This window comes from Xanthobacter versatilis, assembly GCF_043193975.1.
In the GTDB taxonomy this organism is placed as follows: domain Bacteria; phylum Pseudomonadota; class Alphaproteobacteria; order Rhizobiales; family Xanthobacteraceae; genus Xanthobacter; species Xanthobacter autotrophicus_E.
This window is the reverse complement of sequence record NZ_JBAFVB010000009.1, coordinates 87,763-102,528: the sequence shown is the minus strand read 5'-3', so window position 1 is coordinate 102,528 and position 14,766 is coordinate 87,763. Positions and strand designations below refer to the sequence as shown.

Sequence of the window (14,766 nt, the reverse complement as noted above, 5' to 3'; positions counted from 1 at the left end):
TCGCCTCCATTCAGGCGATGTCATTCCGGTCGTGGTTGGCGAGGCAGCTCCACCACGGGGCGGTCAGGCTGGAGATCGGGCGCGATGCCCCCGCCGCAGGTGCAGGGCCAGCGGCGCTGCCAAGGTAGTTCGACGGCACCGGTTCCGGCACCCGAAGCGGAACAGGAAGGTGCAACACATAACTGACTATTTCAATAAAAATGATTGAAATATATTCTACCGTTACGTCATCGTCCCGGAACTTCCTCCCACAATTGGCGTGCTGCTCTCGGTCATCCACGGCGGCACCCTGTCCGGCTGGGTGTTCCTCGCCGCGGCCTTTGCGGGGATATTCGTCGGCCTGCGCCGGGCACGGGTGTGACAGGAACGGGTGTGACGGGAAAAGTGGGGCCGACATCGCGGTCGGCCCCATGGTCTTGTTCAATGCTCGGCGTTCCCTGCCCGGCGTCAGGCGGCGGGGAAGGCGCCCTCGAACGCCGTGTCCTTCACCGGGCGGCGGCCGTTGGGCGTCTCGCCGCCATGGAAGCTCTCCGGCAGGATGGACTTGTCGCCGCGCCGGCCGACGGCGATGGCGGCCTGCACCTCATAATCGTCGGGCACCTTCAGCTCCACACGGGTGCGCTCCACGTCGAAGCCGCCGATGCCATGGGCATGCCAGCCGAGCTTGGACGCCTGGAGCGCAAGGTTCGCCCAGGCCGCCCCGGTGTCGAAGCCATGGCTGCGCGAAACCAGCACTTCCGTGGTCCCCGGCCGCACGAAGGTGCGCGCCGACAGGGCGATGATGATCACCGCGGCGTTCTTCGCCCATTGCTGGTTGTAGGGGTTGAGCAGGCCGAGGAAGGTCTCGAAGACCGGCGTGCCGCGCCGGGCATAGAGGAAGCGCCACGGCTGGGAATTGTAGCTGGAAGGCGCCCAGCGCGCCGCCTCGAACAGCGAATCAAGATCGGCCTGCGAAATCTCCTCACCGGTGAAGGCGCGGGGCGACCAGCGCTCGACGAAGATGGGATCGATGGGGTGCTCGGCCTGGCGCGGATTGACGGCAATGGTCATGGCTTGGGTCTCCTGGGAGGGACGGGAAAATTCGGGTCACAGCCGCAGGCCCGCCTGCTTCAGCAGCGGCAGGGTGGTTTGGGCGAAATGGTCGAAGTCGGGAGCGAATCATAGAAGTTGGACTGCACCCCGTCGATGCCCGCCACCTTCAGTGCGGCGCGTTGCTCCACCGCCGGTTGCTGAACAGGGTGACGCCCTGCGGCGCGGGGAGATGCACCGCCGCCAGTCGTCATAGACGACCTGCTGGACGGTGAACCAGAACTGGCGCCGCTGGGCCGGATCGCTCACCACGGGCGCGACTGCCCCCGCACCGACACGCAAAAGCAGCGCTACGCACCGACGCCGACGGTGTCCGCGGCTGGGTGCGCGCGGGCGGGTTCAGATGAAGCGTGCTGAGGCGCATTCCCGGGTCTTGGCCGTGACAAGTTGGAGGCAACGATAGGGGGAGGGCCCATTTCGTCAATTGATTTAATATAAAATCGATGCATTAAGTAGATTTATAAACCGACGGGTCCCGCCCCAGCCCGCTCCGGATGCGCAGGAGAAAGGACAACACATGAGCAGCCCGGCTTCCGCCCTCATCACGGATCCGGCATTAAACGGTCCGCCCCGGCACATCGCCATCCATCCGCTCACCGGCCATATTGGCGCGGAGATCGAAGCAGGCGACCTCTCCCGGCCGCTTGCACCCGAGGTGGTGGACGAGATCCGCGCCGCGCTCCTGAAGTGGAAGGTGGTGTTCTTCCGCGACCAGCCCCTCACCCATGCCCAGCACGTGGCGCTGGCCCGGGCCTTCGGCGCGCCCACCATCGGCCATCCAGTGTTCGGCTTCGTGGACGGCCATCCCGAGGTCTATTCCATCAGCCGCGAGCGCTTCGCGACGCGCCATGTGGGCGAGCCCCTCATCCGGCCCTGGACCGGATGGCACACGGACGTGACCGCCGCGGTCAACCCGCCGGCGGCCTCCATCCTGCGCGGCGATGTCATTCCCCCCTACGGCGGCGACACCTTCTGGACCAATCTCGCCGTGGCCTATGATGGGCTTTCCGCCCCGCTGCGCAGCTTCGTTGATACCCTGCGCGGCGTCCATGCCTTCACCGCGCCCGAGGGCCAGGGCACGACCGAGGACTTCAAAGAGAAGAACAGGCGCCGGCCGCTGGTGAGCGAGCATCCCCTGGTGCGCGTCATCCCCGAGACCGGCGAACGGGTGCTGTTCGTCAGCCCGTCCTTCCTCAAGCGCATCACCGGTCTTGCCCCGCGCGAGAGCCAGCAGATCCTGGAATTGCTGTTCGAGCACATCACCCGGCCGGAATACACGGTGCGGTTCCGCTGGCAGCCCGGCTCCATCGCCTTCTGGGACAATCGCACCACCGCCCACCTCGCCCCGCGCGACATCTACGCCCTCGCCTTCGACCGCCAGCTCTACCGCATCACCCTCAAGGGCGACGTGCCGGTGGGCGTGGACGGGCGTCCCTCCAGCATCATCGAGGGTGAACCCATCGAGGCGTTCTCCGCCGGGACGGCCTGAGCACGGCAGGCCGCCTTTCGCCCGCCTTGACGGATCTGCGCCACCGCGCAGGCCCGCCCTCCTGCTGCCGAGCCCCCATCCATGAGCCGTGACCGCCTGTTTCTCATCGCCCCGGGATTTGAGGACCCCGCCTCACCCGGGCGCAGCTTCTTCTGCCCGGACTGCAACCAGGTGGAAGGCGTGCTCGCCTCCAACCCCGGCCTTGCCGAACGCATCGAGGTGACGCGGGTGCCGTTCGCCCGCCCGCGCGTGCCGGTCATCGCGCTCTTGGGCGAAGAGAACCAGAGCCTGCCGGTGCTCATCCTCGGCGACGCGTCGCCCGCGCCCGACGATGCGCTCACCCACGGGGCGCTACGGTTCGTGACCGACACCCGCCGTATCCTGGAACTCATCGCCGCGCGGCACGGCGTGCCCTTTCCCCATTGAACATCACCCGCCCCGCCCGGCGGGACCGATTGCAAAGGACCCGATCATGAGGACCCAGATCGACGACGCCTGGGGCGCCGGCCCCACCACCCGCTACGAAGAGCTGGCGCAGCGCTTCCGGCCGGTCTTTCGCCGCATCCGCGAGAGCGCGGTGGAGCGCGAGCTGAGCCACCGCCTCCCGCGCGAGGAGATCTCCTGGCTCAAGGATTCCGGCTTCACCACCTTGCGCCTGACGCAGGACGAGGGCGGCTTCGGCGCCAGCCTGCCGGAGCTGTTCAACCTCTTGATCGAGCTCTCGGCCGCCGACCCCAACGTGACCAATGCGCTGCGGGCCCATTTCGGCTTCACCGAGGAGGTGCTGAACTCCCCCTCCAAGGATTATCGCGACCGCTGGGTGAAGCGCATCGCCGCCAGGCAGACCTCGGGCAGCGGATTTTCCGAGGCCGGCGACACCAAGGTCGGCCATTTCTCCACCCGCGTGGTACGCGACGGCGACCAGTGGCGCATCGACGGCGAGAAATACTACACCACCGGCTCCCTCTTCGCCGACTGGATCAATCTCGGCGCCGATGACGAGAACGGCGAGCTCATCCTGGTCCAGGTGCCCACCGACGCGCCGGGCGTGACCATCGTCGACGACTGGGACGGCTTCGGCCAGCAGCTCACCGCCTCCGGCACGACGAAGTTCGAGGGCGTCACCATCTCCGACGACCTCGTCAATCCGCAGCGCAAGCGCTTCCGCTATTCAGTGGCCTTCTACCAGTTGGTGCACCTAGCGACGCTCGCCGGCATCGGCCGGGCGGCGGCGGCGGACGTGGCCCAGCTCGTCGGCGCCCGCAAGCGTGTGTTCAGCCACGGCAATGCCGATCGCGTCGGGGCCGATCCGCAAATCCTCCAGGTGGTGGGCAAGGTGCGGGCCAACGCCTATGGCGCCGGCGCCACCGTGCTGAAGGCCGCCGAGGCGCTCCAGCGGGTCTATGAGACCCGCGATACTAAGGCCGCCGAAACCCAGGACCTCTCCGTCGCGGTGGCGGACCTGGAGGTGAACCAGGGCGTGACCGTGGTCACCTCCCTGATCCTCGACGCCACCACCCTCCTGTTCGACGCGCTGGGCGCCTCGGCGGCGAAGCGCGGCGTCGGCCTCGACCGGCACTGGCGCAACGCGCGCACCCTGTCCTCCCACAATCCGCGCATTTATCGCGAACGCATCGTCGGCGACTTCGCGGTGAACGGCACCTGGCCCCCCGGCCCTTACCGCATCGGCACGCCCTGAGCGGGACTACACCCCGCGCCCGTTCCGAACCGTCTCATCCTCTCTCACCATCAGACAGGGGCGCGCGTCATCCGATCTGCCCGCCGTCAGGCAGGTCGGCGCGCGCTCCGGAGCGCAAAACAGCTCCGGCCATTCAAGGAGCCCACCATGTCCAACCCCCACGACGCCCTGACACGCCTTGCGGAAACGGCCCGGCGCGATCTGGAGTTCATCGGCGAGACCGGTACCGACTGGGTGCCACCCGCGCCGGGCACTGATCACAACGTGGTCGTGGTGGGCGCGGGGCAGAGCGGGCTTTCCATCGCCTTCGGCCTCAAGCGGGCCGGCATCGGCCGGGTGAGCGTGGTGGATGCCGCCCCGCGTGGCGCAGAAGGCATCTGGCGCGGCCCCGCGCGCATGAGCGTGCTGCGCACCCCAAGGGTACCGCCGGGACCTGAGCTCGGCCTACCCGGCCTCTCCTTCCAGGCCTATTACGAGGCCGCCTACGGCACTGCGGCCTATGCGGAGCTGCGCGAGATTCCTCGCACGGTGTGGGCGGACTATGTGGACTGGTTCCGCTCCGCCGCCGCCATCGCGGTGCGCAATGGCGTCGCGCTGGTACGGGCGGAGCCGCAGGACGGCCATCTCCGGCTCCATTTCGCCGAAGGCGGACGGACCTTCACGGAAACCACACGCAAGCTGGTGATCGCCACCGGCATTGCCGGCTCGGGCGGGCCGCTCATCCCGGCGGTCCTTCGCGAGAACCTGTCGCCCCATCTCTACGCCCACACCCACACCTTGGACCCGGCCGCGCTGGCGGGGAAAAGGGTCGCCATCCTCGGCTCCGCGGCATCCGCCTTCGATGCGGCGGGCGCGCTGCTGGAGGCCGGCGCCCGTGCGGTGGACCTGTTCTCCAGGGGCTCGGACCTTGCCCGCGGCTCCGCTATGAAGCCGTTCTCCTTCTTCGGCGCCTGGGAGCACTTCTACACGCTGGCGGACGACGAGCGCTGGCAGGTGATGCAGCATTTCCGCCGCCGCGCCTCGTTCCCGCCCCTGCCGGCGGTGCGGCGGGCGGTGGCGTTCGCCAATTTCCGCATTCATCTGGATGCCGGCTGGCGCAAGGTGGCGCCCCATGGGGACGGAGTGCGGATCACCACCGCATCGGGGCAGATCCATGACGCGGACTTCGTGGTCGCCGGCACCGGCTATCTTACCGATGCCCGCCTGACGCCGGCTTTCGCCGACTTTGCCCCCGCCATCGCCCGCTGGTCCGACCGCGTGGCGGTGGCCGGCGCGGAAGACGAGGCGCTCGCCGCCGCGCCCTATCTCGGCCCCGGCTTCGAATTGGTCGGCCGTGACGCGGACGCCCCGGCATTTCTCGCCGACATCCACTTCCTCGCCTTCTCGGCCATGACCAGCACCGGGCGGCCGGTGGGCGACATCGCCAGCCTGCGCCACAACGTGCCGCGCCTCGTCGCCGCCGTCGGCCGCGACCTGTTCCTGGAGGACCGGGAGCTGCACCTTGCCCGCTTCCTCGCCCCCGTGGGCGAGGACCTGCCCCGCCCGGCCTACGCCGCCGCCCTCGCCACCGAGACCGCGGTGGTGGCCGCAGGCTGATCCCTCGCCCGCTTTTCGCCGCTCTCAGCAAAAGACCCCGGAATGCCGAAGCATTCCGGGGTCTTTTTCATCAGGCGTACAGCCAATTTCGGGGGAAGATCTTGAACGCCACGGTGTCGTCGCGGTCGATCTGACGGATCAGGTCGATCTCCCAGTCCAGATAGCGGCGGAAGGCGGCATGGCGGTCTCCCACCTGCTGGTAGGGTGAGCGCCGCACATCGTCGGCTGTATGGAGCAGGCCGGTGTCCCCAGCCTCCAGCGGCAGCCCGGCGCTCTCCGGCCCCGGCGCGCGCGGCGCGGGCTGCGGGCCATGGGCCAGCGGCTGGCCGGCGAGCCGACGGCTTTCCCCATGCCGGGCTCACGCCGGCGCGGGACCCCCCTCATTGAGATGGCAGGCCACCACATGGCCCGACCCGACATGGCCCGACCCGAGATGGTCCGGCCCAACTGGGCGCAGGACCGGCGCCTCGCAGCGACAGCGTGCCTGAGCGAGGGGGCAGCGGGTGTGAAAGGCGCAGCCCGGCGGCGGCGCATAGGGGCTGGGCAGGTCGCCCGAGAGGGGCACCGTGGCGCTGCGCGGCCCGCCGATCTGCGGCACCGCGTCGAGCAGCGCGCGGGTGTAGGGATGGCCCGGCGCGCGGAACAGGGTTTCGCGGTTCGCCAGTTCGACGATGCGGCCGAGATACATCACTGCCACCCGATCGCTCACATATTCAACCACCGACAGATCGTGGCTGATGAACAGGAAGGCGACGCCGAGCGCCTCCTGAAGATCCGACAGCAGATTCAGGATCTGCGCCTGCACCGACACGTCGAGGGCGGACACCGGCTCATCCAGGACGACCACTTCGGGATCGAGCGCAAGCGCGCGGGCGATGCCGATGCGCTGGCGCTGGCCGCCGGAGAACTGGTGCGGCGTGCGCTCGGCCGCGTCCTGCGGCAGGCCCACCTTGCGCAGCAGGTCTCGGACGCGGGCGCGCCGTTCCTCCCGCGTGCCGATGCCATGGATATGCAGCGGCTCGGCGATCAGCTCGCCCACCGTCCAGCGCGGATCGAGCGAGGCGAAGGGATCCTGGAACACCATCTGCACCTTGCGCCGCGCCGTGCGCAGGCGATGGCGGGGCACATGGGTGATGTCCTGTCCGGCGAGATGGATGCGGCCGCCCGCCGGCTCGATCAGCCGCACGATGGCGCGGCCAAGGGTGGACTTGCCGCAGCCGCTCTCGCCCACGAGGCCGAGGGTCTCGCCCGGCGCGAGGGCGAGGGACACACCGCTCACCGCCTGCACCGTGCCCCGTCCGGTCTGGAAGCGGACGGAGAGGTCCTCCACCTTGAGGACCGGCTGGAGGACGGGCTCAGGCTGAGAGCGGCTCAAGCCGAGGCTCTGCAACATAACGGTCTCCCGAACGAAGGCAGGCGACGGCGCCCCCCTCCACGGTCATGAGAGGGGGGATCTCCGCGCGGCAGGCCGCATCCGCGTGGGCGCAGCGGGGGGCGAAGGCGCAGCCGTCCGGCATGGCGGCAAGGCTCGGCACGGTGCCCGGGATCTCGGCCAGTCGCCCTCGCGCCGCGCTGGCGCCGAGTTGTGGGCGGGCGGCGATGAGGCCGCGCGTGTAGGGGTGGAGGGGGCGGGCGAACAGGTCCGCCGTGGCCCGGGCCTCCACCTTGCGGCCGGCATACATCACCAGCACCCGGTCGGAATGCTGCGCCACCACGCCGAGGTCGTGGGTGATGAGCACCACCGCCGTGCCGTGCTCGCGCTTCAGCTCGTCCATGAGGGCGAGGATCTGCGCCTGGATGGTCACATCCAGCGCGGTAGTGGGCTCGTCCGCCACCAGCACCGCAGGCGAGAGCGCCAGCGCCATGGCGATCATCACCCGCTGGCGCATGCCGCCGGACAGCCGGTGCGGGAAATCCGAGAAGCGGCGGCGGGCGTCGGGGATGTGGACACGCTCCAACAAGGCGAGCGCGCGGTCGCGGGCGGCGGCGCGGCTGACCCTCTCGTGCTCGAGGATCGCCTCCATGATCTGCTCGCCGATGGTGAGCACCGGGTTCAGCGCCGTCATCGGCTCCTGGAAGATCATGGCGATGCGGGCGCCGCGCACCTTGCGCAGCTCGGCCTCCGACAGCGCCACGAGATCGCGCCCCTCCAGCCGCACGCGGCCGCCGTCGATCCGCCCCGGCGGGGGCACGAGACCCAGCAGGGACAAGGCGGTGATGGACTTGCCGCAACCGCTCTCACCCACGATGGCCAGCGTCTCGCCGCGGTCGACGGCGAAGGACAGGTCATGGACCGCGCGGCGCGTGGTGCGCCCGCTGGCGAAGGCGATGGACAGGTTTTCCACCGCGAGCACGGGATCGCTCATCGCCGCGCCCCCTTGGGGTTCAGGGCATCGTTGAGGCCGTCGCCGAGCAGGTTCAGCGCCAGCACGGCGGCGACGATGGCGAGGCCCGGTACTGTCGCCACATACCAGTCGGTGCGCAGCACCTCGCGCCCCGCCCCCACCATGCCGCCCCAGCTCACCACGTTGGGATCGCCGAGGCCGAGGAAGGCGAGGGAGGATTCCGTGAGGATGGCGCTCGCCACCAGGATGGAGGCGGAGACGATCACCGGCGCCAGCGTGTTGGGCAGGATGTGGAGCAGGATGATGCGCGCGTCCGATGCGCCGAGCGCGATGGAGGCCGCCACCATCTCCCCATGCCGCAGCTTCAGCACCTCCGCGCGCACCAGCCGCGCCAGGCTCGGCCACGCGGTAATGCCGATGGCGAAGGTGATGGTGGGAATGGACGGCTGCAGGATCGCCACGATGGCGAGGGCGAACAGGAACGGCGGCACCGTCTGGAACAGCTCGGTGATGCGCATCAGCCCGGCATCGACGCGCCCGCCATAATAGCCCGAGACCGCTCCGGTGGTGACGCCGATCACCAGCGACACCATCGTTGCCACCGCGCCGATGAGCAGCGACACCCGCGCGCCGTGGAAGATGCCGGAGGCGATGTCGCGCCCCAGCATGTCGGTGCCCAGCGGATAGGCCGCGTCCTGCCCCGGCCAGAGGAAGGGCTGGGCCACCATGTCCAGCGGGTCATCGGGATAGACCATGTCCGCCGAAGCCGCCATGGCGATGATGAGCGCGAAGAAGATGAGCCCCGTCACCGCCGACGGCCTCCGCAGCAGACGGCGCAGCAGCGTGTCGCGGGGCGCGGCGGCGGTCGTCTGGGACGACACGGGCGGGGAAGCGAAATCGAGGAGGGCCATGGTCAAACCTCCTCAGCTCAGCTCGATGCGCGGATCGAGCACCGTATAGGCGAGATCCACCGCGAGATTGACGATGACCACCACCACCGACGAGCAGAACAGGATGCCCAGCAGCAGGTTGAGGTCGCGCTGGAACAGCGCCTCGAAGGCGAGCCGGCCGAGGCCCGGCCATGCAAACACCGTCTCCACCAGAATCGCCCCGCCGAGGATGGAGCCGAGCTGCACGCCGAGTGTGGTGACTATGGGCAACAGCGCGTTGCGCAGCACGTGGCGCAGGGCGATGCGCCGCGGCCGCACCCCCTTGGCCCGCGCCGTGCGCACGAAATCCTGCCCGTAGACCTCCAGCATGGAGGCGCGCATGAGGCGGGTGTAGATGGCCAGATAGAACAGGCCCAGCGTCAGCGCCGGCAGGATGAGGTGCCGCGCCACATCGGCGGCATAGCCAAGCCCGGTGAGGCCGGATTCGATGCTGGCCATGCCGCCCACCGGCAGCCAGTCCAGCAGCACCGAGAACACCACCACCAGCATCACGCCGATCCAGAACACCGGCGTCGCGTAGAACACCAGCGCGACGGAGGAGATCACCGTGTCCGCCAGCCTGCCGGCATGGCGCGCGGCGAGGAACCCCAGCGTGCCGCCGACGCTGACCGCAAAGGCGATGGAGGTTCCCATGAGCAGCAAGGTCGCCGGCAGGCGCTGGGCGATGAGCGCCGACACCGGCATGCCCTGCCGGAAGGAATAGCCAAGGTTGAGCGTCAGCACATTCTTCAGATAGGCGAGGAATTGCACATAGAGTGGCTGGTCGAGGCCGAACTGTCGGCGCAGGGCGGCCATGTATTCGGGTGTCGCCGATCCCGCCTCCCCCGCCATCACCTGCGCCGCATCGCCAGGCGCGAGGCGCAGCAGGAAGAAGTTGATGATGGCGATGCCGAGGATGACGAAGGCAATCTGCCCGAGCGACCGCTTCAGGTATCGCGCCACGCCTCAGTTCCCCTTCGGCGCGTCGGCGTTCGGCCCATCGAACCAGGCGTTGCGGAGCGAGGAATAGACCTGGTCGCCCTGCTCCACCGCGCCCTTCAGGTTGGCGGCGTGGACGGTGAAGAACTTCAGCTCCAGCAGCGGCAGGGTGGGCACATCGCGCTGAACGATCTGCTGGAAGGCACGGAACGCGGCAGCGCGGGCTTGCGGATCGCCCTCCACGGCCGCCTTCTCGATGAGCGCATCCACCTGCGCATTGCGATAGCCGGAGCCGTTGGTCCACGGCGTCTTGGTACCCAGCCAGCCGGACCAGTATTCGCGCACGACGCCGATCTGCGGATCGGGGAAGGCGGCGTTGTAGGAGGAGGAGATGTCGAAGTCGCGGTCGGCATAGACGCGCTTGATGAAGGCGCCGCTGTCCTGGGCGCGGATCGCCACCTCGATGCCCACGCGCTTCAGCGCCTGCTTCAGGAACTCGCCGGTGCGGCGATAATCGTCGCCATAGGGCAGGAAATCGTGGGTGAGCGCGAAGCGCACCCCGTCCGGCCCACGCCTGAAGCCGGCTTCGTCCAGCAGAGCCTCGGCCTTCTTCGGATCGAACGGATAGGTCGGCACGCTCGGGTCATGGAAGGCGGTGAGCGTGGAGGGGATGGGGCTGACGGCGGGCTTGCCGTAGCCAAACCACACCACCTTGGACAGCGCCGCCTTGTCCACCGCATGGGCGATGGCCTGGCGCACCCGCACGTCCTTCAGATAGGGGTTTTCCACGTTGAGGTCGAAATAGAGCACCGGCGACAGCCATTCATAGCCGCGCGTCTCCACCTTCAGGTTGGGCAAGGCGGCGAGGCGCTCCACGTCGCGGAACGGCACGGGATTGAACGGCGCATACTGCACCTCCCCCTTCTCGATGGCCGCCGCGCGGGCCGCCGCATCGGGGATGACGCGGAACACCAGCTTGTCGAGATAAGGCTTGCCGGCATCCCAATAAGCGGGGTTGCGCTCGAGCACGAGGTATTCGCCCTTGCGCCATTCCTTGAAGACGAACGGCCCGGTTCCCACCGGCTTGTTGTTGTAGGGATTGTTGAGAATATCCGTGCCGTCATAAAGGTGCTTCGGCAGGATCGGTGCGCCGACGCCGTTCAGCACGGAGAAGATCGGCAGCGACGGCTTGGAGAACTTCAACACCACCGTGTGGTCGTCCGGGATCTCCACGGCGGAGACGTTCTCGAACAGCGCCTTGTTGCGCGGGTGGATGGTCTTCCACACATTCTCCAGCGACCATTTCACGTCGCTGGCCGTGAATGGCTTGCCGTCGTGCCAGGTGACGCCCTTGTGCAGGCGGAAGGTGATGGTGAGGCCGTCGGGCGCCACCTCCCAGCTTTCCGCCAGCTGGGGCGCCGGCTTCAGGTCGAAGCCGTAGGTGACGAGGCCATCGAAGACATTGCCCGCCACCACCTGGGTCGGCTGGGCGACATTCGCCACCGGCGTCAGGGTCACCGGCTCCGGCTGGAGGATGATGGACAGGGTCCCGCCCCGCACCGGGCCATCGGCAGCGGCAGCGGCCTGGAGGTTCGTCGGGCTGACCGCTGCGGCGAGCGCGAGGGCCGCGGCGGCGGCAAGGAATTGGCGGCGGGAAAAGGAAGCCATGGCGGTGTCTCGGACATGAAAGAAGGGGCCGTCCGGGCGAACCGGGACGGCCAAGTTCCGGGAGAAACTCAGTTGGATTTCGGCGCGTCGGCTACCTTTGCGTCATCGATCCAGAAGTCGCGGAACGAGCCGTACACCTGGTCGCCGCGGACCTTGGGATGCCTGAGATTGGCGGCCTCCACGCTGAAGAACTTCAGCTCCACCAGCGGCAGGGTGGGAAGATCGGTCAGAACGGTCTTCTGCAGGTCCTTGAACAGCTGGATGCGCTTTTCCGGATCGGCCTCGCCCTGGGTGGCGGAGATCAGGGCATCCACCTTGTCGTTGCGATAGCCCGAGCCGTTGGTCCAGGGAATGTTCTTGCCGACGGAGCCGGACCAGTAGGCGCGGTTCACGCCCACCTGCGGATCGGAGAAGGCCGCGAACCAGGTGATGGAGATGTCGAAGTCGCGATCGCCATAGACGCGGCGGGTAAAGGCGGCGGTGTCCTGCGAGCGGACATTGGCCTCGACGCCCACCCGCTTCAGCGCCTGCTTCAGGTATTCGGCGGTGCGCTTGAAGTCGTCGCCATAGGGAATGTAGTCGATATCGAGGGTGAAGCGGGTGCCGTCCGGGCCGCGCTTGTAGCCGGCCGCGTCCAGCAGCGCCTCGGCCTTCCTGGGGTCGTAGTCATAGGCGATGCCGCCGGCATCGTGAAACGTGGCAAGGGTGGAGGGGATGGGGCTGGTCGCGGGCTTGGCGAAGCCGAACCACACCACCTTGGAGATGGTGTTGCGGTCGATGGCCTGGGCCAATGCCTGGCGCACCTTCACGTCCTTGAGGGGCCCGCGCTCCACGTTGAAGTCGGCGAACAGCCAGGGCGACAGCCACTCATAACCTTCGGTGGATACGCGCAGGTTGGGCAGCCTGGCGAGGCGCTCGGCATCCTTCAGCGGCACCGGGCTCAGCACGCCCCACTGCACTTCGCCCTTCTCCAGCGCCGCGGAGCGCGCGGCGGCGTCGGGGATCACACGGAACACCACGCGGTCGAGGTAGGGCTTGCCCTTGTCCCAGTATTCGGGATTGCGCTCGAGCACGATGTAATTCCCGCGGCTCCATTCCTTGAAGACGAACGGCCCGGTGCCCACCGGCTTGTTGTTATAGGGATTGTTGAGGATGTCGGTGCCCTCGTAGAGATGCTTGGGCAGCACCTGGGCGCCGTTGGAATTCAGCGAGGACAGGATGGCCACCGAGGGCTGGCTCAGGTGCAGCACCACGGTGCGGTCGTCCGGCGTGTCCACCGAGGTGACCTTGGCGAAGATGGCCTGGTTGCGGGGGTGGATCTTCTTCCACACCTCCTCCAGCGTCCACTTCACGTCGGAGGAGGTGAAGGGCTTGCCGTCGTGCCACTTCACCCCGCCCCGCAGATGCAGGGTGAAGGTGAGGCCGTCCTTCGCAGTTTCCCAGCTCTCGGCCAGGGCCGGCACCGGCCTGAGGTTGGAATCATAGTCCACGAGGCCGTCGAAGATGGAGCCGGTGACGATGCCGGTGGGCGCCGCCGTATTGAGCGCGGCGGTGAGAATGACGGGCTCGGGCTGGATGATGGCAGACAGCGTGCCGCCGCGCTTCGGCGTGTCCCCGGCCTGCTGAGCGCCGGCGGCCCCCGCCACGAGAACTGCCGCCACCGCGAGCACGGCACCCGCTTTCCATCGCGCCAGATGACCCATTTTCGGACTCCACATAATACATCTCAAACTCGCTATTTGAGACGATATGCGCCGATGCCCTATTAGTCAATATTTTCTACTGATTTAATATACTATGCTCCTGCATCATGCGATGGCCTGCCCATCCCGGCAGCGCCCGCGACCTCCTCTTGCAACCGGAAAACCGTGCTCCGGCGTGGCCCATGCGCCATCGCGCTATGCCTGATCTCCGCACGCGCCAGGAGCACCCCGACCGGCGCTTCGTTCCAACAGACCAAGGCGCGGGCGCCCACGCACAAGGGCATTTCGTTTCCACGCGCACCGGGATAAGACGAACCAAAATCCGGGAATCGAAACGCTCATGTCCAAAGATCAGAAAGTCGCCCTCGTCACCGGCGCCGCGCGCGGCATCGGGCTCGCCGTGGCGCAGAAATTCCTCGCCGAGGGCTGGCGGGTGGCGCTGCTCGACATCCAGGGCCCGCTGCTGGAGGCCGCCGTCGCGAGCCTGAACCAGCCCGAGCGCACCCTGGCACTGACCTGCGATGTTTCAGACGCCAAGGGCATCGCCGCCGCCGTGGGCACGCTGGTCGCGCGGTTCGGCCGGCTCGATGCTCTGGTCAACAATGCCGGCATCGCGGTGTTCAAGCCGCTGCTGGAGATCGAGGACGCCGAATGGAGCCGGGTGTTCGATGTGAACCTCAGCGGTCCGTTCATCTGCACCCGGGCCGCCGCGCCGCTGATGCGCGAGCAGGGCGGCGGGTCGATCGTCAACATCACCTCCATCTCGGGCCTGCGCGCCTCCACCCTGCGCACCGCCTACGGCACCAGCAAGGCCGCCCTCGCGCATCTCACCAAGCAGCTTGCGGTGGAACTGGCCAGCCTCGGCATCCGGGTCAATGCGGTGGCACCCGGCCCGGTGGAGACCGCCATGGCCAAGGCGGTGCACTCCCCCGAGATCCGCGCTGACTACCACGACAGCATCCCGCTCAACCGCTACGGGCTGGAGCAGGAGCTGGCGGAAGCCATCTTCTTCCTGTGCAGCGACCGCGCCAGCTACATCACCGGCCAGGAGCTGGCGGTGGATGGCGGCTTCGACGCCGCCGGCATCGGCCTGCCCACCCTGCGCGGCGCCCGCCGCAACGGCTGAGGCGACCGCGGCGGCGCTTCAGGAGGGCCCGGCTGCCATCTGCGCGTGGCCTTCCATCGCGTGGGCCGTGAATTCGGGCCCAGTGCTCCAACGGGCCCGGTCTTCCTCAGAGCCCGGTTGGAAACTCAAAAAGGCATAATCGCGATTACTCCCGTCATGCCCGGGCTTGACCCGGGCATCCAC

The 14,766-nt window shown here is 68.2% G+C and carries 14 protein-coding genes; 5 read left to right on the top strand and 9 right to left on the bottom strand.

Annotation, left to right across the window (positions count from 1 at the left end):
* Positions 1–10: 10 nt before the first annotated feature.
* The gene (locus V5F66_RS17055) at positions 11–424 is read right to left on the bottom strand and encodes a hypothetical protein (protein ID WP_394051896.1); all 414 of its coding nucleotides are present in this window, start codon (positions 422–424) and stop codon (positions 11–13) included.
* A gap of 23 nt (positions 425–447) precedes the next feature.
* A complete protein-coding gene (locus V5F66_RS17050) occupies positions 448–1,050 on the bottom strand; it encodes a nitroreductase family protein (RefSeq protein WP_394051898.1) in 603 nt (200 codons plus the stop codon).
* 556 nt (positions 1,051–1,606) lie between these two features.
* Between V5F66_RS17050 and V5F66_RS17045 the strand changes: the two genes are divergently transcribed.
* The 4 genes from V5F66_RS17045 (at position 1,607) to V5F66_RS17030 (ending at position 5,873) form a co-directional block, all read left to right on the top strand.
* Positions 1,607–2,578, top strand: a complete 972-nt coding sequence (locus tag V5F66_RS17045) for a TauD/TfdA dioxygenase family protein (RefSeq protein ID WP_394094332.1) — start codon at positions 1,607–1,609, stop codon at positions 2,576–2,578.
* 81 nt (positions 2,579–2,659) lie between these two features.
* Positions 2,660–3,004 (top strand): DUF3088 domain-containing protein, encoded by a 345-nt coding sequence (locus tag V5F66_RS17040; protein WP_394094331.1) that lies wholly within the window; start codon positions 2,660–2,662, stop codon positions 3,002–3,004.
* Positions 3,005–3,050: 46 nt separating this feature from the next.
* Positions 3,051–4,277, top strand: a complete 1,227-nt coding sequence (locus V5F66_RS17035; RefSeq protein ID WP_393999193.1) for an acyl-CoA dehydrogenase family protein — start codon at positions 3,051–3,053, stop codon at positions 4,275–4,277.
* A gap of 147 nt (positions 4,278–4,424) precedes the next feature.
* Positions 4,425–5,873 carry an FAD-dependent oxidoreductase gene (locus tag V5F66_RS17030; protein ID WP_394094330.1) on the top strand — a complete coding sequence of 483 codons (1,449 nt, stop codon included), beginning with the start codon at positions 4,425–4,427 and terminating at the stop codon, positions 5,871–5,873.
* Positions 5,874–5,943: 70 nt separating this feature from the next.
* Here the strand turns inward: V5F66_RS17030 and V5F66_RS17025 are convergent, their stop codons facing one another.
* From V5F66_RS17025 to V5F66_RS16995, 7 genes are all read right to left on the bottom strand, one after another.
* Positions 5,944–6,090, bottom strand: a complete 147-nt coding sequence (locus tag V5F66_RS17025) for a rhodanese-like domain-containing protein (RefSeq protein WP_393999195.1) — start codon at positions 6,088–6,090, stop codon at positions 5,944–5,946.
* A 141-nt stretch (positions 6,091–6,231) separates the two neighbouring features.
* Positions 6,232–7,266 (bottom strand): ABC transporter ATP-binding protein, encoded by a 1,035-nt coding sequence (locus V5F66_RS17020; RefSeq protein WP_394094329.1) that lies wholly within the window; start codon positions 7,264–7,266, stop codon positions 6,232–6,234.
* Positions 7,229–8,239 (bottom strand): ABC transporter ATP-binding protein, encoded by a 1,011-nt coding sequence (locus V5F66_RS17015; RefSeq protein WP_394094328.1) that lies wholly within the window; start codon positions 8,237–8,239, stop codon positions 7,229–7,231. The genes V5F66_RS17020 and V5F66_RS17015 overlap by 38 nt, the downstream gene beginning before the upstream one ends.
* The gene (locus V5F66_RS17010; RefSeq protein WP_394051912.1) at positions 8,236–9,129 is read right to left on the bottom strand and encodes an ABC transporter permease; all 894 of its coding nucleotides are present in this window, start codon (positions 9,127–9,129) and stop codon (positions 8,236–8,238) included. The genes V5F66_RS17015 and V5F66_RS17010 overlap by 4 nt, the downstream gene beginning before the upstream one ends.
* 12 nt (positions 9,130–9,141) lie before the next feature.
* A complete protein-coding gene (locus tag V5F66_RS17005; protein WP_394051914.1) occupies positions 9,142–10,110 on the bottom strand; it encodes an ABC transporter permease in 969 nt (322 codons plus the stop codon).
* A 3-nt stretch (positions 10,111–10,113) separates the two neighbouring features.
* Positions 10,114–11,754 carry an ABC transporter substrate-binding protein gene (locus V5F66_RS17000; protein ID WP_394094327.1) on the bottom strand — a complete coding sequence of 547 codons (1,641 nt, stop codon included), beginning with the start codon at positions 11,752–11,754 and terminating at the stop codon, positions 10,114–10,116.
* A 68-nt stretch (positions 11,755–11,822) separates the two neighbouring features.
* Positions 11,823–13,457 carry an ABC transporter substrate-binding protein gene (locus V5F66_RS16995; RefSeq protein WP_394094326.1) on the bottom strand — a complete coding sequence of 545 codons (1,635 nt, stop codon included), beginning with the start codon at positions 13,455–13,457 and terminating at the stop codon, positions 11,823–11,825.
* A gap of 340 nt (positions 13,458–13,797) precedes the next feature.
* Here V5F66_RS16995 and V5F66_RS16990 point away from each other — a divergent pair, with 340 nt between their 5' ends.
* Positions 13,798–14,583, top strand: coding sequence for an SDR family NAD(P)-dependent oxidoreductase (locus tag V5F66_RS16990; RefSeq protein WP_012114750.1), 786 nt, complete (start codon positions 13,798–13,800; stop codon positions 14,581–14,583).
* The last annotated feature ends 183 nt before the right edge of the window (positions 14,584–14,766 follow it).